This window comes from Streptomyces solitudinis, from assembly GCF_036323765.1.
Lineage (GTDB): Bacteria > Actinomycetota > Actinomycetes > Streptomycetales > Streptomycetaceae > Streptomyces.
In genome coordinates this window covers 549,742-569,948 of the sequence record NZ_JAZDCW010000003.1, presented here as the reverse complement: position 1 = coordinate 569,948, position 20,207 = coordinate 549,742, and the positions used below count along the sequence as shown (strand labels likewise).

The window sequence follows — 20,207 nt, the reverse complement described above, 5'->3', positions numbered from 1 at the left end:
GGTTGCCGGGCGGAGGGCCCGGTTCCGCCCGGGCCCGCGCCGGCCGGTCCGAGGACACCGTCGTCACGGCGCGGACTCCCCCGCGTTGTTCCCCCGGCGACGGGCAGGCAGGATGGCGGTATGACGCAGGCGATGGCGAAGGGCTCCAACATCGAGTTGCGGGCCGCGACGGTACAGGCGGTCCTGCGCTGGGCCACCGGCCCCCAAGGACCCGACGTCGACGCCTCCGCGCTGTTGCTCGGGGCGGACGGACGCGTGCGCACGGACGACGACTTCGTCTTCTACAACCAGTCCCGGCACCCCTCGGGGCTGGTGCGCCACCTCACCAAGCGGCGCGAGCCGGAGGGCCTGACGGACACCCTTGAGGTGGACCTCGCCGCCCTGGACCCGTCCGTGGACCGGGTCATGCTGACGGCCTCGGCCGACGGCGGCACCTTCGCCCAGGTTCCCGGCGGCCTGCGGCTGCTGGTGCGGGACGGCAGCAGCGGCGCGACCCTCGCCCACTTCGACATCCGGCCGGAGACCGGCGAGGAGACGGCACTGCTGTGCGGGGAACTGTACCGGCGCGGCGGAGGCTGGAAGTTCCGTGCGCTGGGCCAGGGGTACACCAGCGGTCTGGTGGGTCTGGCGACCGCGTTCGGCGTCTCGGTGGACGACGGCACGTCCGAGCCCGGGGCGCAGGGGCCCGCGGCCTACGGCCCCGGGGCCCACCGGCCGGGCGCGGACGGTTCCGGTGCCGACTGGGCCGGTGCGTCCGGCGGCGGGGCGTCCGGCGACGGCGCCGAGCTGCCCAGCGGCCGAGCGGCCGGTGGCGGGCTGCCCGCACCCCGCCGGGCGGGAGGCCGCGCGGAACGGCGTGCGGAGGCGCGGGCGGAACGGGCCGCGGCGCAGCGGGCGGAACCGGGGGCGCCTCCCCCGGCGGACCAGGGCACCGTGCCGCAGCCGCCGCGCGAACCGGGTGTCCCGGAGCCGGAACCGGTGCCGCACCCCGGACCCGAGGAGCCCACCCCCGCGCCCGGACCCGGGCCGGGCCGCCCGCCGGAGCCGGGCCGCCCGCCCGCGCCGGGACCGGCACCGGTGCCCGACCCCGAACCGGGCGGCCCCGGACCGGTACCCCCGCCGCCGCCCGCACCGCCCGGACCGCCGCCCGGTGCCGGAACCGGCTACGGCTATCCCGGACCGCCCGCGCGCCCGCCGGAGCCGGCCGGCGCGCCGCCATACGGGTACGCCCAGGGCGCGCCCCCGGTGCCGCCCCCGGCCGCGCCCCCGGCGCCCCGGCACGCCGCGGCGCCGGGCGGCCACGGCTACCCGCAGCCGGACCCGGCGTTCGTACTGCCGCCGCAGGGGCCGCAGTTCGCCGGCCGCTGAGCGGTACGGGCGTCCGCTCTCAGCGGCCCGACGCCGACTTGTAGCCCCTGCCCCACGTCATGCCCCAGCCGTAGAGGCGGTCCAGGTCCGCCTGGAAGCCGTACACGTACCGCACCTCGCGCTGCACGACGAGGTCGCCGCTCTTGTCGTGCTCTATCAGCAGCACGGCGCAGGACCGGGCCTCCGGCGCCCGCTCGTTGAGCCCGACCTCGACGTGCGGCCCGTTGCTCGGCACGAGCGTGACCACGGCGTGCGTCCTGTCGAAGGCCGGTGTCCCGTCGTAGATGTAGACGAAGAACAGCAGGCGCTTGATCTCGTCGGCGTGGTCCATGTTGACGTAGATCGTCTCGCCGGAGCCCGAACCGAACCGGTCGTCGCCGCTCAGCTTGACGTAGGGCGGCTCCTGCATGTCGCCGAGGAACCCGCCGAGCGGCTGGACGACCCCCTTGCTGCCGTCCTGTAGCTCGTACATGCACGCCAGGTCCAGGTCCACGTTGACCATGCCCTGCGTGTGGCCGTTCACCGGCTGCGGCTTGAGCATCTGCAGCGGACGCCGCAGCGATCCCTGGCGGCGCGGGCGGTCGTGCAGGTCAGAGGTGCGCATCCGCCAGGAGAGGTTCACGCGCATGGTGCCGCTGTCGGCGCCCTGCTGCGTCAGCGAGACGCGCGGCTGGCGGCGGGTCAGCTCGACGGCGTAGGTCGACGGGCCGCCCACGGTGTCGAACCGGGGCCCCCGGCTGCGGTTCCCGCTGCTCCTCCAGTGCTCCCACAGGGAGACCATCCACTGCCCCCAAATCCCGGTCCCGGACCCACAACGGCCGCGGGGCGGCCGTCCGGTGACGGACGGCCGCCCCGCTCAAAGGCTTCCGCATCTGCGGGGCGGTGACACCCCGGTTTACCCGCTGTTCACACTCCCGAGGGGACGGACTCCGCTTCGGCGGAACTTCCCCCGTCTCCCCTGTCCCCCGCGTCACGGTGGCGCCGGTTGTGCCGGATCGAGGACCAGAAGGCCAGACCGATCAGGGTGACCCCGAGCAGCCCGGTGATGACCTCGTTGATCTCCCAGCGGATCGTGATGAGCAGGATTCCGGCCAGCGCCCCGATCGCGTAGTGGGCGCCGTGCTCCAGGAACACGTACTCGTCGAGCGTGCCCTCGCGGACGAGATAGACCGTCAGTGAACGGACGTACATCGCGCCGATGCCCAGGCCGAGCGCCATCCAGAAGATGTGGTTGGTGATGGCGAAGGCGCCGATCACGCCGTCGAAGGAGAACGAGGCGTCCAGGACCTCAAGGTAGAGGAACAGGAAGAAGGCCGCCTTGCCGGCCAGGCCGACCGCGGAGACCTGCTTGCCCGACCGCCGGGCCGCCTCCTCCATCTCCTGGGCCCGCTCGTCGTCCTCCTCCAGCTTGTTCTCGAAGAAGCCGGAGAGACCGCCCACGACGAGGTACGTCACCAGGCCTGCGATGCCCGACAGCAGCACCGTGGTCGTCTCGTCCGCGTGCCCGCCGTACTGGTGGGCCTCCGGCGCCAGGAACGACGCGGTGGCGAGCAGGATGATCAGGGCGACGGTGACCGACAGGCCACTGACGGCACTCAGCTTGCCCAGGGGCTTCTCCAGCCACGGGAGCCACTTGTGCTCGCGCACCTGGAAGATGAACTCCAGGAAGATCATGAGCAGGAACATGCCACCGAAGGCCGCGATCGAGGGGTGGGCGTTGGTGACCAGCCGCTCGTAGGTCTCCGGCTCGCGCGTCGCCAGGTCCACGGCCTCCACCGGACCGATCCCCGCCGTGATGGCGACGATGGCGACGGGGAAGATCAGCCGCATACCGAAGACCGCGATCAGAATGCCGATGGTGAGGAAGATCTTCTGCCAAAAGGCGTTCATCTTCTTCAGCACACCGGCGTTGACGACGGCGTTGTCGAAGGAGAGCGAGATCTCCAGAATCGAGAGGATCGCCACTACGGCGAAGCCCTCCCACCCCCAGAAGTACGCCGCGCAGGCCAATCCCAGGGCGGTGACGCCGAAGGACCACCCAAACGTCCGAAGAACCACTCGTTATCCCATCTCTCGCGCGGAAGTCACCGGCACGGCGGGCCGGACGGCCCGGCGGGTCCGGATCAGGTGACGTCTACCCCGTAGTCGAGGGCAATGCCGCGCAGGCCGGAGGCATATCCCTGGCCGACGGCCCGGAACTTCCACTCGCCGCCGTGGCGGTACAGCTCACCGAAGATCATCGCCGTCTCGGTGGAGGCGTCCTCGGTCAGGTCGTAACGGGCCAGCTCCCGGCCGTCGGCCTGGTTCACGACCCGGATGTAGGCGCCGGTGACCTGGCCGAAGGTCTGGCGCCTGGCGTCGGCGTCGTGGATGGAGACCGCGAAGACGACGTTCTCCACCCCCGGGGGCACCAGGGCGAGGTCCACCCGCAGCGTCTCGTCGTCGGGGCGGTCGCCGCCGCGGCCGGCCGCCGGGCCGCCCGTGAGCTCGTCCCCGGTGTGTTCGACGGAGCCCTCGGGGCTGGTGAGGTTGTTGTAGAAGACGAAGTACGCGTCGCCCAGGACCCGGCCGCCCGCGCACAGCAGCGCGCTGGCGTCGAGGTCGAAGTCCGCTCCGGTGGTGGCGCGGGCGGTCCACCCCAGGCCGACCTCCACCTGCCTCAGGTCCGGCGCCGCCTTGCTGAGCGAGACGTTGCCGCCCTTGGCGAGCGTCACCCCCATGCCTTCCCCTCTCCGCGGCCCCGTGGCCGGCTGGTCCCGCGTACGTAGGACGCGGGACCGGTCTCAGACGTTGACGCCGAAGTCCTGGGCGATGCCGCGCAGACCGGACGCGTACCCCTGGCCGATGGCGCGGAACTTCCACTCGCCGCCGTGGCGGTACAGCTCACCGAAGACCATGGCCGTCTCGGTGGAGGCGTCCTCGGTCAGATCGTAACGGGCCAGCTCCCGGCCGTCGGCCTGGTTCACGACCCGGATGTAGGCGTTGCGCACCTGGCCGAAGCTCTGCAGACGGGCCTCGGCCTCGTAGATCGACACGGGGAAGACGATCCGGTCCACGTCGGCGGGGACACCGGCCAGGTTGACCTTGATGGCCTCGTCGTCGCCGTCGCCCTCACCGGTGAGGTTGTCCCCCGTGTGCTCGACCGAGCCGTCGGGGCTCGTGAGGTTGTTGAAGAACACGAAGTGCTGATCGCTGAGGACCTTGCCCTGCGTGTTGGTCAGCAGCGCGCTCGCGTCGAGGTCGAAGTCCGCTCCGGTGGTGGTGCGGGCGTCCCAGCCCAGGCCCACCAGGACAGCGGTCAGGTTCGGAGCTTCCTTGGTCAGCGAGACGTTGCCGCCCTTGCTGAGGCTGACTCCCATGGGTCCTCCAGATGTCGTTCCAGGGGGCACCCCGGGTGCCCCTCGGTCGATGGCCTGCCGTCGGCTGCGGACTGCGGCCCGCAGCCGGTCCCCGTGCCCGGGGCGCGGCCCCGGCCGACGGCCTACGGGGTCACAGGTTCTCCAGCGCCCTGGCGTACTCCTCCAGGTCGCGGGCGTCGGGGAGGCCGTTGACGACCGTCCAGCGGACGACGCCCTCCTTGTCGATGACGAAGGTGCCGCGCACGGCGCAGCCCTTCTCCTCGTCGAAGACGCCGTAGGCGCGCGAGACCTCGCCGTGCGGCCAGAAGTCGGAGAGCAGGGGGTAGCCGAGCCGCTCCTGCTCGGAGAAGACGCGGAGCGCGAAGGGGGAGTCGTTGGAGACGGCCAGCAGCTGCACGTCCTCGTTGACGAAACGCGGCAGCTCGTCACGCAGGGCACACAGCTCCCCGGTGCACACCCCGGTGAACGCGAAGGGGTAGAAGAGCAGCACGACGTTCTTGCGGCCTCGGAAGCCGGCGAGGCTGACGGTCTCGCCGTGCTGGTTCCTCAGCTCGAAGTCCGGGGCCTTGGTGCCGACCGCGATGGCCATGGGGTGAGATCCCTCCGCTGGTGGGGGCTGGCTGCCGCGCCCCACCCTAGCCCTGCTCCTCATCGCACGCCGCACGCGGCCCGGACCCCGGCGGCACGCGACCGCCCGGGACCGGTGCGCCACCTGCACGCGCGGACCTCCTGGGCCCTCGCCGTCAGCCCTTGCCGGCCCGAGCGCTCGTCTTGGGGGTGACCAGGCGGCTGCCGGTCCAGTCCTTGCCGATGTTCATCGGCTTGGTCTGCTGGAGCCCGGCCGTCTGGGCGGCCTCCCCGATGTCGCTCGCCTCGACGTAGCCGTCCCGGCCCGTCTTGGGCGTCATCAGCCAGATCGGTGCCCCGTCGTCGACCAACGAGATGGCGTCCACCAGCGCGTCCGTCAGATCGCCGTCGTCCTCGCGGAACCACAGCACCACGGCGTCGGCCAGGTCGTCGTACTCCTCGTCGACCAGCTCGGTGCCCGTGATGGCTTCGATGCCCTCGCGAAGGGCCTGCTCGGTGTCCTCGTCGTTGCCGAGCTCCTGGACCACCTGTCCGGGCTGGAAACCCAGCCTTGCGGCGGGGTTGGTCCGCTCCTCCGCGTGGTCCGCGGTCGCGCTCACGGATTGCCTCCTGTCATGGTTCGAAAGTAGTGCGGCACCCTCGCATACGCGAGGTACTTGGCCGTAGTCCACACGTGCGGGGCGGATCGCGCAAGTACCCGGCCCTCCGGACCGCCCAAACGTTGACGTGTCGCCGCGCACCGCACGGCTCCCCGTGATCCACACCACGGAAAGCGCTGGTGGCGCCGCAAACGGCCGTGAGACCTCGGTACGGCCTCCATCTTCCCCCTACCCCGCCCTCAGCGAAGCATGGGCGGGGTGGGCGTATGGTTGCGATTTGGTCGACCGGTGCGGCCGGCCCGCGCCCGCCGACCCCTCTTCGCCGCCATCGGGCCGCCACAGTTACCCCCTGGTAAAGGTGACGCGGACGGCCCGGCGGTGGACCATGGAGTCGGCGCGATACCAGCAGAGCATCCCCGAGCAGCGAAGGAACAGCGTGGCTTCCGCATCCGATCGCAACCCGATCATCATTGGCGGCCTTCCCAGCCAGGTCCCGGACTTCGATCCCGAGGAGACCCAGGAATGGCTCGACTCGCTCGACGCGGCCGTCGACGAGCGGGGCAGGGAACGTGCGCGCTATCTAATGCTCCGCCTCATCGAACGCGCCCGCGCGAAGCGGGTGGCCGTCCCGGAGATGCGCAGCACGGATTACGTGAACACCATCGCCACCAAGGACGAACCGTTTTTCCCCGGCAACGAGGAGATCGAGCGCAAAGTCCTCAACGCGACCCGGTGGAACGCCGCCGTCATGGTGTCCCGCGCCCAGCGGCCGGGCATCGGAGTGGGCGGCCACATCGCCACCTTCGCGTCCTCCGCGTCGCTGTACGACGTCGGCTTCAACCACTTCTTCCGGGGTAAGGATGCGGGCGACGGGGGCGACCAGATCTTCTTCCAGGGGCACGCCTCCCCCGGCATCTACGCCCGCGCCTTCCTGCTGGACCGCCTCACCGAAGCGCAGCTCGACGGCTTCCGCCAGGAGAAGTCGGCCCGCCCCAACGGCCTGTCCAGCTACCCGCACCCGCGGTCCATGCCGGACTTCTGGGAGTTCCCGACGGTGTCGATGGGCCTCGGCCCGATCGGCGCGATCTACCAGGCGCGGATGAACCGCTACATGGAGGCGCGCGGCATCGCCGACACCTCCCGCTCCCACGTGTACGCCTTCCTCGGCGACGGCGAGATGGACGAGCCCGAGTCGCTCGGCCAGCTCTCCCTCGCGGCCCGGGAGGGCCTGGACAACCTGACCTTCGTCGTCAACTGCAACCTCCAGCGCCTCGACGGGCCGGTGCGCGGCAACGGCAAGATCATCCAGGAGCTGGAGTCGCAGTTCCGCGGGGCCGGCTGGAACGTCATCAAGCTCGTCTGGGACCGCTCCTGGGACCCGCTGCTGGCCCAGGACCGCGACGGTGTGCTGGTGAACCGGATGAACACCACGCCCGACGGCCAGTTCCAGACGTACGCCACGGAGACCGGTGCCTATATCCGGGAGCACTTCTTCGGCGACGATCACCGGCTGCGCGCCATGGTCGAGGACATGACCGACGACCAGCTGCTGCACCTGGGCCGCGGCGGCCACGACCACCGCAAGGTCTACGCGGCATACAAGGCGGCCAGGGAGCACAAGGGCCAGCCGACGGTGATCCTCGCCCAGACGATCAAGGGCTGGACGCTCGGGCCGAACTTCGAGGGCCGCAACGCCACCCACCAGATGAAGAAGCTGACGGTCGACGACCTCAAGCGCTTCCGCGACCGGCTGCACATCCCCATCTCGGACCGGCAGATCGAGGCGGGGCCGCCCCCGTACTACCACCCGGGCCGGGACTCCGAGGAGATCCAGTACATGCACGACCGCCGCCAGGGCCTGGGCGGCTACGTGCCGACCCGTGTCGTGCGGGCGAAGCCGCTGCCGATGCCGGAGGACAAGGCGTACGCGGCGCTGAAGAAGGGCTCGGGGAACCAGCAGGTCGCCACGACGATGGCCTTCGTGCGGCTGCTGAAGGACCTGATGCGGGACAAGGAGATCGGCAAGCGGTTCGTGCCGATCGCCCCCGACGAATACCGCACCTTCGGCATGGACTCGCTCTTCCCGACGGCCAAGATCTACAACCCGCTGGGCCAGAGTTACGAGTCGGTGGACCGCGAGCTGCTGCTGGCGTACAAGGAGTCCCCCACGGGGCAGATGCTCCACGACGGCATCTCCGAGGCGGGCTGCGCGGCCTCGCTCATCGCGGCCGGTTCCGCCTACGCCACGCACGGCGAGCCGCTCATCCCGGTGTACGTCTTCTACTCGATGTTCGGCTTCCAGCGCACCGGCGACCAGTTCTGGCAGATGGCCGACCAGCTCTCCCGCGGCTTCGTCCTCGGTGCCACGGCGGGCCGCACGACGCTCACCGGTGAGGGCCTCCAGCACGCGGACGGCCACTCGCAGCTGCTGGCCTCGACGAACCCGGCGTGCGTCGCCTACGACCCGGCGTTCGGCTTCGAGATCGCCCACATCGTCAAGGACGGCCTGCGCCGCATGTACGGCGAAGACGCCGAGGACGTCTTCTACTACCTGACCGTCTACAACGAGCCGATCCAGCAGCCCGCCGAGCCGGAGGGCGTGGACGTCGAGGGCATCGTCCGGGGCCTGTACCGGTACCGGGCCGGAGAGCGCGGGCAGCACCGGGCGCAGATCCTGGCCTCGGGGGTCGGGATGGGCTGGGCCCTGGAGGCGCAGCAGATCCTCGCCGACGAGTGGGACGTGCGGGCGGACGTGTGGTCGGCGACGTCGTGGAACGAGCTGCGCCGGGACGCCGTCACGGCGGAGGAGTACAACCTGCTGCACCCCGAGGAGGAGCAGGTCGTTCCCTACGTGACGCGCACGCTCCAGGACGAGGAGGGCCCGGTGGTGGCCGTCTCGGACTGGATGCGCGCAGTGCCGGACCAGATCGCCCGCTGGGTGCCGGGCCCCTACCAGTCGCTGGGTGCGGACGGCTTCGGCTTCGCCGACACCCGCGGCGCGGCGCGGCGCTTCTTCCACATCGACGCCCAGTCGGTCGTGCTCGGTGTGCTGACCGAGCTGGCGAAGGAGGGGAAGGTGGACCGTTCGGTGCTGAAGCAGGCGATCGACCGCTACCAGCTTCTCGACGTGAGCGCCGCCGACCCGGGCTCGGCGGGCGGCGAGGCGTAGCCACCGCGGGACCGCCCGGAGCGACACGTTCCCCCGGCCCCCGCCCGGCGCCCCCTGGGCGCACGGGCGGGGGCCGCGCCGTCGCGGGGGCGGCACGGCGCTCACCGCTCCCACACCTTGAAGGCGCGGACCACGTACGGCGTCTCGGGCGCCCAGGAGCCGGACGGATAGGTCTGGAACTCGCCCGTCTCGTCGCAGACGTCGCTCTGGTAGGCCGTCACGGGACGGCCGGTGCGGTTGGCCAGCGCACCGGCCCCCGCACCGCCGGGCACCCGCACGCAGCTCTCGGTGCCGGTGTCCGGCAGTTCGTACACGTGCCGCTCGCCGCCCCATCCGCGCTGCTGCCACAGGCAGAGCTGTCCGCTCGCGCACTGCCCGAGCCGTGGGGCCGCCGGTTCGGCGTGCGCGGCCGTCGATGCCGGGCCCGCCAGGGCCGCCGTCGCCGTCACGGCGGCCGCCAGGACCGCCGCCCGGCGGCGGGTGCCCCTGGCCGTGAGCGCGCGGCGGGTGCGGCGGGTGCGGCGGGCGAAGCCGGCAGCGTGGGCGGGACTGACGGAACGGCTGGTGGACGGGCTGTCGGCGGAGCCGGTGCTCGTGCGGTGCGTGGACATGGCGTTCCCCGTTCGTGTCGGCGCGCGGGCAGCGCGCATTCGGGCGTCGAAGATCGGATGCTGCGCGGATCGCCGCGCGGCACCACACTCGACGCCGAACGGCCGGCCTGCCAAGGGCAGACCGGCCGTTTCACCGCATGGGGTGGCCGAGTTGTCCACAACCGCCTGGTCGTCCACAGGCCGCAGGGGTCGGCCCGGTCACCGGCGTAGCGTCACACGTGCACGGCAGGACCGGCGTCGTTCTGCCCCGGCTTGGTGAACAGGGCGACCCCCGCGGCCAGCAGGGCGACGACGCCGGCGATCGTGAAGGCGAGTCCCATGCCGGAGACGAACGAGCTGTGCACCGCGTCCGTCATCGCCTGGGCCACCTCGTCGGGCGTGCCCTGGGGCGCGGGCGGGGCGATGCCGACCTCGGCGGCGTTGCTCAGCGCCTCGGCCTGCTCGCCGTCGAGGGGCGGGAGCTGGGCCCCGTTCCACTTCTCGGGCAGGACGCTGTTCACGCGTGAGGCCATGACGGCGCCGAGCACCGCGGTGCCGAGACTGCCGCCCACCTGCATGGCGGCCTGCTGCAGACCACCGGCGACCCCGGCGTGCTGCAAGGGGGCGTTGCCGACGATCACCTCGGTGGCACCCACCATCACCGGGGCGAGCCCGAGGCCGAGGAGGGCGAACCACACGGACATCTCCAGAGTGCCCGTGCCGGGTTCGAGGGAGGCCATGCCGAACATGGCGATCGCGGCGAGGAGCATCGCCGTGACGAGCGGGACGCGGGGGCCGATGCGGGTGATCACCGCGCCGGCCAGCGGGGAGGAGACGATCATCATGGCCGTCAGCGGCAGCAGGTGGAGTCCGCTGTCCACCGGGCTCATGCCGTGCACGTTCTGGAGGTAGAAGGTGACGAAGAAGATGCCGCCCATGAACCCGAAGGCCATCAGGACCATGAGGACGGTACCGGCCGACAGCGGTACCGACCGGAACATGGTCAGGGGCAGCAGCGGCTCGCGGGCCTTGGTCTCCCAGGCGACGAAGAGTCCGAAGCAGAGCAGGGAGACAGCCAGGAAGGCCAGGGTCTGGAGGTCGCCCCAGCCCCACTCGGGGGCCTTGATGAGGGCCCAGATCAGGCAGAACATGGCGCTGGACAGGAGCAGGACGCCGGGGACGTCGAAGGACTTCGGCGCGGTCGCGGGGCGGTGGTCCACCAGGATGACCAGGCCCAGCACCAGGGCGACGAGCCCCACGGGCACGTTGATGAAGAAGACGGACTGCCAGCTGACGTGCTCCACGAGCAGGCCGCCGACGATCGGTCCGCCGGCGGTGGAGGCGCCGATGACCGCGCCCCAGATACCGATGGCCATGTTCAGCTTGCTGGCGGGGAAGGTGGCGCGCAGGAGGCCGAGTGCCGCGGGCATGAGGAAGGCACCGAACAGGCCCTGGAGCACGCGGAAGCCGATGACGAGCGGGACGCTGCCGGACAGTCCGATGGCCGCGGAGGCGGCGGCGAACCCGACGACGCCCACGAGGAACGTCTGCCGGTGGCCGAAGCGGTCGCCGACCTTGCCGGCCGTGATGAGGGCGACGGCCAGGGCGAGGAGGTAGCCGTTGGTGATCCACTGGACGTCGGCGAGTGACGCCTGGAGGTCCCGCTGGATGGCCGGGTTGGCGACGGCCACGATCGTGCCGTCGAGGGCCACCATCATGACGCCGATGGCCACCGCGAACAGCGTCAGCCAGGGATGGCCGCGCAGCCCTCTGCGCGTCTCGGCAGGTGGCGGTTCGGGGGCGGCGGCGGCTACGGAAGTGGTCTCGGCACTCATGACGGCGAGCATATTGTCAGCCGATGACACTTTGCGAAGCAATATCGGGGGCCGTGGGTGTCACCTTGCTCACAGGTAGGCTGAACAGCTCGGACTTACAGGAGGTGGCCGTTGACCGGCCTGCGCGAACGCAAGAAACAGCGCACCCGGGACGCGCTCATCCGTGCCGCACACGAACTGTTCGTGGACCAGGGGTACGAGCAGACGACCGTGGACCAGATCGCCACCGCGGTGGACGTCTCCCAGCGGACCTTCTTCCGCTACTTCGCCGGGAAGGAGGAGACGGTCTTCGCGGTTCAGGAGATGATCCAGGAGCGCTTCGTGACCGGGCTGGCGGGACGCCCGGAGCACGAGGAGCCGATGGCGGCGCTGCGCGGCGCGCTGGACGACGGCTGGGCCTCGATCGGTGAGGCCGTCGCCGAGGTCGTCTCGCTGGAGCTGCACCTGCGCATGTGGCGGGTCATCGAGACCACGCCCTCCCTGGTGGAGGTGCACCTGCGTCGTGCCATGGAGATGGAGGAGCGGCTCACCCTGACCATCGCCGCCCGCGAGGGCCTGGACCCGGACACCGACCCGCGGCCCCGCGTCCTGGTGGCGGCGTTCGCCGCGGTGATGCGGACGGCCATGCACCGCTGGGGCGTGGACGGGGAGGTCACCGTCGAGAGCGCCCGCGACTGCGTGCGGTGCTACCTCGACGAGCTGGGGCCCGCCCTCCTGACCGGGTGGCGTGCGGACGGCGGGGGCCGGGCCGCCGGGGAGCGGTGACGACCGCAGGCGCCGGGGGCGGAGGAGTGACCGGCCGACGATCCGGAACCGGCTCCTACGGTTCCGTTGAACTGCGATGATGCCCGGTGTGCGCCACGGGGGGACGGGCGGGCAGCAGCCGCATACGATGGGCCGCATGGGTGATGTACTGGCCGGGATGCACTCCGCCTGGGAGTTCGACACGGACTCCGTGATCATCCGCTTCGAACGGGGTATGCGCACACCGAAGCTCTTCCATGTGCTCCGCGAGCGGCGTGTCCCCTACGAGGCGCTGGCCGGGGTCGAGCTGACTCCCGGAGCCCGGCGCGGCACCCTGGTGCTGCGCGCGGTACTGAGACCGGGCGCCGACCCGCTGCTGGAGGCGGCCGCCGGGCAGCTCAAGGAGGCCAGCGACCCCTACCGGCTCGTGCTGCCCGCCGAGCGGGAGACGCTCGCCGACTACTACGCCGGCGAGCTGCGCGCCGTGCTCGGCCCGGACGCCGGGCACCCGGCCGAACGGCATCTGGTGGCCGCCCCCGAGGCACCCCTCCAGTTCAAGGCGTACGACGGCAAGGCCGCCTTCGACGGATCGACGGTGAGCTTCCGCTGGTTCCGCACGGGTGCCTCCTCGGCGAAGTGGAAGGCCGGCGACCAGCACTTCGACGTCACCGACCTGGAGGGCGTCGAGTGGCGCTCCCCCGATGTGTTCGACGGTTACCTGCGGCTCCTGCGGCGTGGGGCGGACAGCCGGGACGCCGCCCCGGGCGAGGCCGACCAGGACCCGGCGGCCGTGGTCTTCGGGCTCGGCTACGGGATCGTGCACGAGTCGCTGCCACTGGCCGCCGCGGTGCTGGGGGCGGTACGGCGGGCCAGGGACAGCACCGGGCCCGCCGGGGTGGGCACGGCCGCGCTGTCCCGCGTCGCACCGGGCGCGGTGCGCGCCGACCCGGCCGACATCGCCGAGCGCATCCACCACCTGGGCCGCCTGCACGACGCCGGGCTGCTCACGGACGAGGAGTTCTCGGTCAAGAAGGCCGACCTGCTGGCCGAGCTGTAGGACCCTGCGGCCGGACGCGGGAGCCGCCCCCCGGCCGCCCCGCCCCCACTCCGGGACGGCCGGGTGGCACCGGCGGCGGCGCCACCGCCGGTGCGGTCGCCGGCACGGTCGTGCCCTGAACGCTGGAGCGCCGGAGCGCACTTCAGGCAGGGGCACCAGAGCCCGTCCCGTACGCTCGGGGCCATGGAGAGCCTGCGGATGATCGAAGAATGGCCGGTCACGACGGCGGCGGCGGTCGTGGTGCGCGCCGACGGCTCGGTGGCCGGCACCCACGGTCCGGCGCGGCACCGGTTCGCGCTGGCCTCGGTGACGAAGCCGCTCGCCGCGTACGCCGCCCTGCTCGCGGTCGAGGAGGGCGCGATCGAGCTGGACGAGCCCGCCGGTCCCGAGGGCTCGACGGTGCGCCACCTGCTGGCCCACGCCTCGGGGCTGGCGTTCGACGAGCACCGTGCGATGGCCCGGCCCGGGGACCGGCGGCTGTACTCCAACACCGGTTTCGAGGTGCTGGGCGACCACATCGCCAAGGTCACCGACATCCCGTTCCCCTCCTACCTGCGCCAGGCCGTCCTGGAGCCGCTGGGCATGGCGGACACCGAGCTGGACGGCTCCCCGGCCAAGGACGCCGTCTCCACCCTGGCCGACCTCACCCGGTTCGCGGCCGAGCTGCTGGCGCCCCGGCTGCTGGCCCCGCAGACGCTGGCGCGGGCCACGGAGGTGGCGTTCCCCGGGCTGCGCGGCGTGCTCCCCGGCTACGGCAACCAGTCGCCCAACGACTGGGGGCTGGGCGTGGAGATCAGGGGCGGCAAGTCCCCGCACTGGACGGGCGCCACCAGTTCGGCGCGCACCTTCGGGCACTTCGGGCAGGCGGGCACGTTCCTGTGGGTGGACCCGGAGGCGGGTGCGGCCTGCGTGGCCCTGGCGGACCGGTCCTTCGGGCCGTGGGCGGTCGACGCCTGGCCGCCCTTCACCGACGCGGTCCTGGCCGAGCTGCGCGGCTAGGCCCCGGCACCGCGTGCCGTCATCCCCGCCGCCCGGCACCGGGGGCTGACGGCCGCGGCCGTCAGCCGTACGACGGTTCGGCGTGCATCTCCCACACCAGGCACTCGGCGCCCTGCGGGCCCGCCGTGGCCGTGAGACCCCGGGCCCCGCTGGCCCGGGCGGCGTCCCCGGCCTCCAGCCACGCCCTGCCCGGCCGCACCCCGTCCGGCCCCGCCGGGGTCTCCCCCGTCAGGCGGACGCCGCCGCGCACGACCTGCACGTGGCTCCACGGCGCGTCCGGCAGCGCCGTGCGTCCGCCGGGCGCGAGCCGCCGCACGTGCAGCACGGCCCGCGTGCCGTCGAGCGCGTAGGGGGCGGTGTCGGGGATGCCGCGCACCACCTCGTAGCGCGGCACGCCGCCGAAGGTGCCGGGCACCAGCCACATCTGCCAGAACCGCAGCGGCTCGCGCCCGGCGTTGCGCTCGGTGTGCCGCACCCCGCCGCCCGCGCTGAGCCGCTGGAGGTCGCCGGGGCGGACGACGGTGGCGTGCCCGGCGGTGTCGGTGTGGGTCAGCTCGCCGTCCACGACCCAGGTGACGATGTGCAGGTCCCGGTGCGGGTGTTCGGCGAAACCGGCGCCGGGGGCGAGCGTCTCCTCGTTGCAGGCCACGAGGAGGCCGAAGCCGGTGTTCCGCGGGTCGTAGAAGCCGGAGAAGGAGAAGGAGTGCCGGGTGTCGACACCCGCTGCCGGGTCGCCGCCCCGGTACCGCTGCGCGGCCCGTCGCACCTGAAGCATGCGCCCAACCTACCGGGGTCCGAACGCCGCTTCGGCCGGACGCCGCCCGCTCCCGTGCGGGCGGCGCCACCGCGGGGTGACAGCGGGCGCCCCCGGCCCTGGGCCGGTACGGCGATGAGGCAGGCTTGTACCGTGCCCGAACCAGCCGAGTCCCCGTCGAATCCCTCGCCCGACGACCACCCCACCGCCCACCCGCACCTGGCCACGCTGCGCCGGCTCCAGCAGTCCTCGGGCAAGCTCGCCGCCGCCGCGATCGCGCGGATGGACGAGCAGCTCTCCTGGTACCGGGCGATGCCGCCGGAGAACAGGTCGTGGATCGGCCTGGTGGCACAGGCGGGCATCGCGGCCTTCACCGAGTGGTTCCGGCACCCGGAGGCGCCGCAGGCCATCAGCACGGACGTCTTCGGCACCGCGCCGCGGGAGCTGACCCGGGCGATCACGCTGCGGCAGACGGTGGAGATGGTCCGCACGACCATCGAGGTCGTGGAGGCCGCCATCGACGACGTGGCGGCGCCCGGCGACGAGGCGGTGCTGCGCGAGGCGCTGCTCGTCTACGCCCGGGAGATCGCCTTCGCCACGGCGCAGGTGTACGCGCAGGCCGCCGAGGCGCGCGGCGCCTGGGACGCCCGTCTGGAGTCGCTGGTCGTCAACGCGGTCCTGTCGGGGGAGGCCGACGAGGGCACCCTGTCCCGGGCCGCCGCGCTCGGCTGGGACGCGCCGGACCACGTCTGCGTGGTGCTGGGCAACGCCCCGGACGGGGACAGCGAGCTGACCGTGGAGGCGATACGGCGGGCCTCGCGCTACGCCAAGCTCCAGGTGCTGACCGGGGTGCTGGGCAGCCGGCTGGTCGTCGTCGCGGGCGGCGCGGCCGATCCGCTGAAGGCCGCCAAGTCGCTGATCGGCCCCTTCGCGGCCGGTCCCGTCGTGGCGGGTCCCGTGGTGGACGACCTGCTGGCCGCGACCGGCTCGGCCCAGGCCGCGGCGGCCGGGCTGCGCGCGTCCGCCGCCTGGCCGGACGCCCCGCGGCCGGTGCTCGCGGACGATCTGCTGCCCGAGCGGGCGATGGCCGGTGATCCCGCTGCCCGCGAGCTGCTGGTGGAGGAGATCTACAGACCGCTGGGTCAGGCGGGCTCCGCGCTGCTGGAGACGCTGAGCGTCTACCTGGAGCAGGCGAGCAGCCTGGAAGGGGCCGCACGCATGCTTTTCGTGCATCCCAACACCGTCCGCTACCGGCTGCGACGTGTGACGGACGTCACCGGCTGGTCGCCCTCGGACGTCCGCTCGGCGTTCACGCTGCGGATCGCGCTCATCCTGGGACGTCTCACCGATGGCGGTCCGCACGGCCGTCCCTGACCTCCGGCTTTGTGCAGTTCCCACAATTCAGCCGAACGTTCTTCGTGCCCGTCCCCACCGGCGTGGACGTCGGCCGGCAGGAGAGAGTGGGAGGGTGCTCGTACTCGTCGCTCCCGGCCAAGGCGCCCAGTCGCCCGGCTTCCTGAACCCCTGGCTGGAACTCCCCGGTGTCACGGACCGCCTCACGCAGTGGTCCGAGGCCGCCGGACTCGACCTCGTGCGCCACGGCACCGAGTCGGACGCGGAGGAGATCCGCGACACGGCCGTCGCCCAGCCGCTGCTGGTCGCCGCCGGTCTGATCTCCACCCGGGCCCTGCTGGCGGACTCCGGGACCGGGCCGGTCGGTGCCGTCGCGGGACACAGCGTGGGCGAACTGACCGCCGCCGCCACCGCCGGTGTGCTCTCGGACGCGGACGCGATGGCGATCGTGGCGCGCCGGGGCCGGGCCATGGCCGAGGCGGCCGCCGTCACCAGGACCGGCATGTCCGCGGTGCTCGGCGGCGATCCCGAGCAGGTCCTCGCCCACCTGGAGAAGCTCGGCCTGACCGCCGCGAACATCAACGGCGCGGGCCAGGTCGTCGCCGCGGGCACCGCGGAGGAACTGGCGGCCCTCACGGCGGACAAACCCGAGAAGGCCCGCGTCATCCCGCTGAAGGTGGCGGGCGCCTTCCACACGCACCACATGGCCCCCGCGGTGAGCGCCCTGGAGACGGCCGTCGCGGACGTGCCGGTGGGTGAGCCGGACGTCCGGCTGGTCTCCAACAAGGACGGGGACGTGGTCGGGGACGGGCGCGCGTTCGTGCGCCGGCTCGTGGGCCAGGTCGCCAGCCCCGTCCGCTGGGACCTGTGCATGGAGACCTTCCGGCGCCTCGGCGTCACCGCGCTGATCGAGGTCTGCCCCGGCGGGACGCTCACCGGGCTGGCCAAGCGCGGCATGCCGGGAGTGAAGACCCTCGCGCTCAAGACCCCCGCCGACCTCGACGCGGCCCGTGAGCTGATCGCCGAGCACGGCACTGCCGAATAGGAGCCCCGAGTCCATGCCCGCGAAGATCCAGCCCGCCAAGGGCTCACCGTACGCGCGTGTCCTCGGCGTCGGCGGTTACCGCCCGACCCGGGTCGTCCCCAACGAGGAGATCCTCAAGCACATCGACTCCTCGGACGAGTGGATTCGCTCCCGTTCGGGCATCACCGCCCGGCACTGGGCGGGCCCGGACGAGACGGTCGCCGAGATGACGCTGTCCGCCGCGGGCAAGGCCGTCGCGGACGCGGGCCTCACCCCGGACCAGATCGACGCGGTGATCATCTCCACCGTCTCGCACTTCCGGCAGACGCCGTCGATCGCCACCGAGATCGCCCACCGGCTCGGTGCGGGCAAGGCCGCCGCGTTCGACATCTCCGCCGCCTGCGCCGGCTTCGGCTACGGACTGACGATCGCCAAGGGCCTGATCAGCGAGGGCAGCGCGCGCCACGTCCTCGTCGTGGGCGTGGAGCGGCTGTCCGACCTGACCGACCTGACCGACCGGTCCACCGCCTTCCTGTTCGGCGACGGCGCCGGCGCGGTGATCGTCGGGCCGTCCGAGGAGCCCGCGATCGGCCCCACGGTCTGGGGCTCGGAGGGCGACAAGGCCGACGCGATCGGCCAGACCGCCGGGTGGGAGGAGTACCGGGACGGGCGTCCGGAGAAGTTCCCGGCCCTGCGCCAGGACGGCCAGACGGTGTTCCGCTGGGCGGTCTACGAGATGGCCAAGGTCGCCGGGGAGGCCCTGGCCGCCGCCGGGGTCAGCCCCGCGGACCTGGACGTCTTCATCCCGCACCAGGCCAACATGCGGATCATCGACTCGCTGGCCAAGACCCTCAAGCTGCCGGAGCACGTCACCGTCGCCCGCGACGTGGAGACCACCGGCAACACCTCGGCCGCCTCCATCCCGCTGGCCATGGAGCGGCTGCTGGCGACCGGCCAGGCCAGGAGCGGCGACACGGCGCTCGTCATCGGCTTCGGGGCGGGTCTCGTGTACGCGGCGACGGTCGTTACTCTCCCCTAGTCGGTTACCGGACCGGCCCGACCGGCCGGCCGGCCGTCCACTCACAACGCACCACCGTTATTAAGGAGCGCCACATGGCCGCCACGCAGGAAGAGATCCTGAAGGGTCTCGCCGAGATCGTCAACGAGATCGCCGGCATCCCCGAGGAGGACGTCCAGCTCGACAAGTCCTTCACCGACGACCTGGACGTCGACTCGCTGTCCATGGTCGAGGTCGTGGTCGCCGCCGAGGAGCGCTTCGACGTGAAGATCCCGGACGACGACGTCAAGTCGCTGAAGACCGTCGGTGACGCCGTCAACTACATCGTGCAGCACCAGAGCTGACCCCAGCTCCCCGAGAGCCGTTGTCGCCACCCGGCACACCAGGTGGCCAGGCCGACACCCTCTACCCGTGGAGACAGGAATTCCGTGAACGCGACCAACCGCACCGTGGTCGTCACCGGTATCGGCGCAACCACACCGCTGGGTGGCGACAGCGCATCGACGTGGGAGGGCCTGACCGCCGGACGGTCGGGCATCTCCGCCCTGGACGCGGACTGGGCGGCCGAGCTGCCCGTCCGCATCGCCGCCCGCGCGGCGGTGGACCCGTCCGAGGTTCTGCCCCGCCCGCTGGCCCGCAAGCTGGACCGTTCGGCGCAGTTCGCGCTGATCGCGGCCCGTGAGGCGTGGGCCGACGCCGGTTTCACCGGCCGGGCCGGCGAGCCGGAGGCGGACGTCGACCCCGTCCGGCTCGGCGCCGTCATCGCCTCCGGCATCGGCGGCGTCATCACGCTGCTCGACCAGTACGACGTGCTGAAGGAGAAGGGCGCCCGCCGCGTCTCCCCGCACACCGTGCCGATGCTCATGCCCAACAGCCCGTCGGCCAACGTCGGCCTGGAGGTCAACGCGCAGGCGGGCGTGCACTCGCCGGTGAGCGCGTGCGCCTCGGGCGCCGAGGCCATCGGCTACGCCGTGGAGATGATCCGCTCCGGCCGTGCCGACGTGGTGGTGGCCGGTGGTACCGAGGCGGCCGTCCACCCGCTGCCCATCGCGGCGTTCGCGTCGATGATGGCCATGTCCAAGAACAACGACGCGCCCACGAGCGCGTCCCGCCCCTACGACACCGCCCGGGACGGGTTCGTGCTCGGCGAGGGCTCCGGCGTGGTGATCCTGGAGTCGGCGGAGCACGCCGCGCGCCGGGGCGCGCGGACGTACTGCGAGGTGCTGGGCCAGGGGCTGTCGGCCGACAGCCACCACATCGCCCAGCCCGAGCCCACCGGGCGCGGCATCGCCGCCGCCCTGCGGAACGTGCTGGAGACCACCGACCTCAAGGCCGAGCAGGTGACGCACCTCAACGCGCACGCCACCTCGACCCCGCTGGGCGACGTCGCCGAGGTCAAGGCGCTGCGCCAGGTCCTGGGCGACGACCTGGACCACGTGGCGGTCTCCGCCACCAAGTCCATGACCGGGCACCTGCTGGGCGGCGCGGGCGGCGTCGAGACGGTGGCCACCGTCCTCGCGCTGCACCACCGCCTCGCCCCGCCGACGGTCAACGTGGACGAGCTGGACCCGGAGGTGGACGCGGACGTCGTGCGCGGCGAGGCCCGCGCCCTGCCCGAGGGCACGATCGCGGCGATCAACAACTCGTTCGGCTTCGGCGGCCACAACGTGGTGCTGGCCTTCCGCAGCGTCTGAGACGCGGGCGTGACGGGCGCGCGCACGACAGGCGTCCGCCCACGCGCACGACAGGA

The 20,207-nt window shown here is 72.5% G+C and carries 19 protein-coding genes; 10 read left to right on the top strand and 9 right to left on the bottom strand.

The window, feature by feature from the left end; translation table 11 throughout:
* The first annotated feature begins 120 nt into the window (after positions 1-120).
* Complete coding sequence (locus V1J52_RS10035) at positions 121-1,368, top strand: TerD family protein (RefSeq protein WP_330139300.1); 1,248 nt, start codon at positions 121-123, stop codon at positions 1,366-1,368.
* A gap of 19 nt (positions 1,369-1,387) precedes the next feature.
* Here the strand turns inward: V1J52_RS10035 and V1J52_RS10030 are convergent, their stop codons facing one another.
* From V1J52_RS10030 to V1J52_RS10005, 6 genes are all read right to left on the bottom strand, one after another.
* On the bottom strand, positions 1,388-2,149 hold the full coding sequence (locus tag V1J52_RS10030; RefSeq protein ID WP_330139299.1) for a Tellurium resistance: 762 nt from the start codon (positions 2,147-2,149) through the stop codon (positions 1,388-1,390).
* Between the two features lie 125 nt (positions 2,150-2,274).
* Positions 2,275-3,426, bottom strand: coding sequence for a DUF475 domain-containing protein (locus V1J52_RS10025; protein WP_330139298.1), 1,152 nt, complete (start codon positions 3,424-3,426; stop codon positions 2,275-2,277).
* 65 nt (positions 3,427-3,491) lie between these two features.
* On the bottom strand, positions 3,492-4,088 hold the full coding sequence (locus tag V1J52_RS10020) for a TerD family protein (RefSeq protein WP_330139297.1): 597 nt from the start codon (positions 4,086-4,088) through the stop codon (positions 3,492-3,494).
* 63 nt (positions 4,089-4,151) lie between these two features.
* The gene (locus V1J52_RS10015) at positions 4,152-4,727 is read right to left on the bottom strand and encodes a TerD family protein (protein ID WP_330139296.1); all 576 of its coding nucleotides are present in this window, start codon (positions 4,725-4,727) and stop codon (positions 4,152-4,154) included.
* A gap of 130 nt (positions 4,728-4,857) precedes the next feature.
* On the bottom strand, positions 4,858-5,316 hold the full coding sequence (locus tag V1J52_RS10010) for a peroxiredoxin (protein WP_330139295.1): 459 nt from the start codon (positions 5,314-5,316) through the stop codon (positions 4,858-4,860).
* A 154-nt stretch (positions 5,317-5,470) separates the two neighbouring features.
* Positions 5,471-5,914: a DUF3052 domain-containing protein gene (locus V1J52_RS10005; RefSeq protein ID WP_330139294.1), complete on the bottom strand. Its 444-nt coding sequence runs from the start codon at positions 5,912-5,914 to the stop codon at positions 5,471-5,473.
* Positions 5,915-6,350: 436 nt separating this feature from the next.
* Between V1J52_RS10005 and aceE the strand changes: the two genes are divergently transcribed.
* Positions 6,351-9,083 carry a pyruvate dehydrogenase (acetyl-transferring), homodimeric type gene (gene aceE, locus V1J52_RS10000; protein WP_330139293.1) on the top strand — a complete coding sequence of 911 codons (2,733 nt, stop codon included), beginning with the start codon at positions 6,351-6,353 and terminating at the stop codon, positions 9,081-9,083.
* Positions 9,084-9,184: 101 nt separating this feature from the next.
* Here aceE and V1J52_RS09995 read toward each other — a convergent pair whose 3' ends face one another.
* On the bottom strand, positions 9,185-9,694 hold the full coding sequence (locus tag V1J52_RS09995) for a peptidase inhibitor family I36 protein (protein ID WP_330139292.1): 510 nt from the start codon (positions 9,692-9,694) through the stop codon (positions 9,185-9,187).
* Positions 9,695-9,906: 212 nt separating this feature from the next.
* Positions 9,907-11,508, bottom strand: coding sequence for an MFS transporter (locus tag V1J52_RS09990; protein WP_330139291.1), 1,602 nt, complete (start codon positions 11,506-11,508; stop codon positions 9,907-9,909).
* A 111-nt stretch (positions 11,509-11,619) separates the two neighbouring features.
* Here V1J52_RS09990 and V1J52_RS09985 point away from each other — a divergent pair, with 111 nt between their 5' ends.
* The 3 genes from V1J52_RS09985 to V1J52_RS09975 all read left to right on the top strand — a co-directional run bounded on the left by V1J52_RS09985 (position 11,620) and on the right by V1J52_RS09975 (position 14,308).
* Positions 11,620-12,273 (top strand): TetR/AcrR family transcriptional regulator, encoded by a 654-nt coding sequence (locus tag V1J52_RS09985; RefSeq protein ID WP_330139290.1) that lies wholly within the window; start codon positions 11,620-11,622, stop codon positions 12,271-12,273.
* Positions 12,274-12,409: 136 nt separating this feature from the next.
* Complete coding sequence (locus tag V1J52_RS09980) at positions 12,410-13,309, top strand: DUF4429 domain-containing protein (RefSeq protein WP_330139289.1); 900 nt, start codon at positions 12,410-12,412, stop codon at positions 13,307-13,309.
* 183 nt (positions 13,310-13,492) lie between these two features.
* Positions 13,493-14,308, top strand: coding sequence for a serine hydrolase domain-containing protein (locus tag V1J52_RS09975; RefSeq protein ID WP_330139288.1), 816 nt, complete (start codon positions 13,493-13,495; stop codon positions 14,306-14,308).
* 61 nt (positions 14,309-14,369) lie between these two features.
* Here the strand turns inward: V1J52_RS09975 and V1J52_RS09970 are convergent, their stop codons facing one another.
* Complete coding sequence (locus V1J52_RS09970) at positions 14,370-15,083, bottom strand: pirin family protein (protein WP_330139287.1); 714 nt, start codon at positions 15,081-15,083, stop codon at positions 14,370-14,372.
* Positions 15,084-15,197: 114 nt separating this feature from the next.
* Between V1J52_RS09970 and V1J52_RS09965 the strand changes: the two genes are divergently transcribed.
* The 5 genes from V1J52_RS09965 (at position 15,198) to fabF (ending at position 20,151) form a co-directional block, all read left to right on the top strand.
* Positions 15,198-16,436, top strand: coding sequence for a PucR family transcriptional regulator (locus tag V1J52_RS09965; RefSeq protein WP_330139286.1), 1,239 nt, complete (start codon positions 15,198-15,200; stop codon positions 16,434-16,436).
* A 94-nt stretch (positions 16,437-16,530) separates the two neighbouring features.
* Positions 16,531-17,460, top strand: coding sequence for an ACP S-malonyltransferase (locus V1J52_RS09960; protein WP_330139285.1), 930 nt, complete (start codon positions 16,531-16,533; stop codon positions 17,458-17,460).
* A 13-nt stretch (positions 17,461-17,473) separates the two neighbouring features.
* Complete coding sequence (locus V1J52_RS09955) at positions 17,474-18,478, top strand: ketoacyl-ACP synthase III (protein WP_330139284.1); 1,005 nt, start codon at positions 17,474-17,476, stop codon at positions 18,476-18,478.
* A gap of 74 nt (positions 18,479-18,552) precedes the next feature.
* Complete coding sequence (locus V1J52_RS09950; RefSeq protein WP_330139283.1) at positions 18,553-18,801, top strand: acyl carrier protein; 249 nt, start codon at positions 18,553-18,555, stop codon at positions 18,799-18,801.
* Between the two features lie 84 nt (positions 18,802-18,885).
* Positions 18,886-20,151, top strand: coding sequence for a beta-ketoacyl-ACP synthase II (fabF, locus tag V1J52_RS09945; RefSeq protein ID WP_330139282.1), 1,266 nt, complete (start codon positions 18,886-18,888; stop codon positions 20,149-20,151).
* The last annotated feature ends 56 nt before the right edge of the window (positions 20,152-20,207 follow it).

Coding starts and splice junctions, on each gene's coding strand:
- V1J52_RS10035 (WP_330139300.1), top strand. CDS start 121: ATGACGCAGGCGATGGCGAAGGGCTCCAACATCGAGTTGCGGGCCGCG.
- V1J52_RS10030 (WP_330139299.1), bottom strand. CDS start 2,149: ATGGTCTCCCTGTGGGAGCACTGGAGGAGCAGCGGGAACCGCAGCCGG.
- V1J52_RS10020 (WP_330139297.1), bottom strand. CDS start 4,088: ATGGGGGTGACGCTCGCCAAGGGCGGCAACGTCTCGCTCAGCAAGGCG.
- V1J52_RS10015 (WP_330139296.1), bottom strand. CDS start 4,727: ATGGGAGTCAGCCTCAGCAAGGGCGGCAACGTCTCGCTGACCAAGGAA.
- V1J52_RS10010 (WP_330139295.1), bottom strand. CDS start 5,316: ATGGCCATCGCGGTCGGCACCAAGGCCCCGGACTTCGAGCTGAGGAAC.
- V1J52_RS09995 (WP_330139292.1), bottom strand. CDS start 9,694: ATGTCCACGCACCGCACGAGCACCGGCTCCGCCGACAGCCCGTCCACC.
- V1J52_RS09990 (WP_330139291.1), bottom strand. CDS start 11,508: ATGAGTGCCGAGACCACTTCCGTAGCCGCCGCCGCCCCCGAACCGCCA.
- V1J52_RS09980 (WP_330139289.1), top strand. CDS start 12,410: ATGGGTGATGTACTGGCCGGGATGCACTCCGCCTGGGAGTTCGACACG.
- V1J52_RS09975 (WP_330139288.1), top strand. CDS start 13,493: ATGGAGAGCCTGCGGATGATCGAAGAATGGCCGGTCACGACGGCGGCG.
- V1J52_RS09970 (WP_330139287.1), bottom strand. CDS start 15,083: ATGCTTCAGGTGCGACGGGCCGCGCAGCGGTACCGGGGCGGCGACCCG.
- V1J52_RS09965 (WP_330139286.1), top strand. CDS start 15,198: ATGAGGCAGGCTTGTACCGTGCCCGAACCAGCCGAGTCCCCGTCGAAT.
- V1J52_RS09955 (WP_330139284.1), top strand. CDS start 17,474: ATGCCCGCGAAGATCCAGCCCGCCAAGGGCTCACCGTACGCGCGTGTC.
- V1J52_RS09950 (WP_330139283.1), top strand. CDS start 18,553: ATGGCCGCCACGCAGGAAGAGATCCTGAAGGGTCTCGCCGAGATCGTC.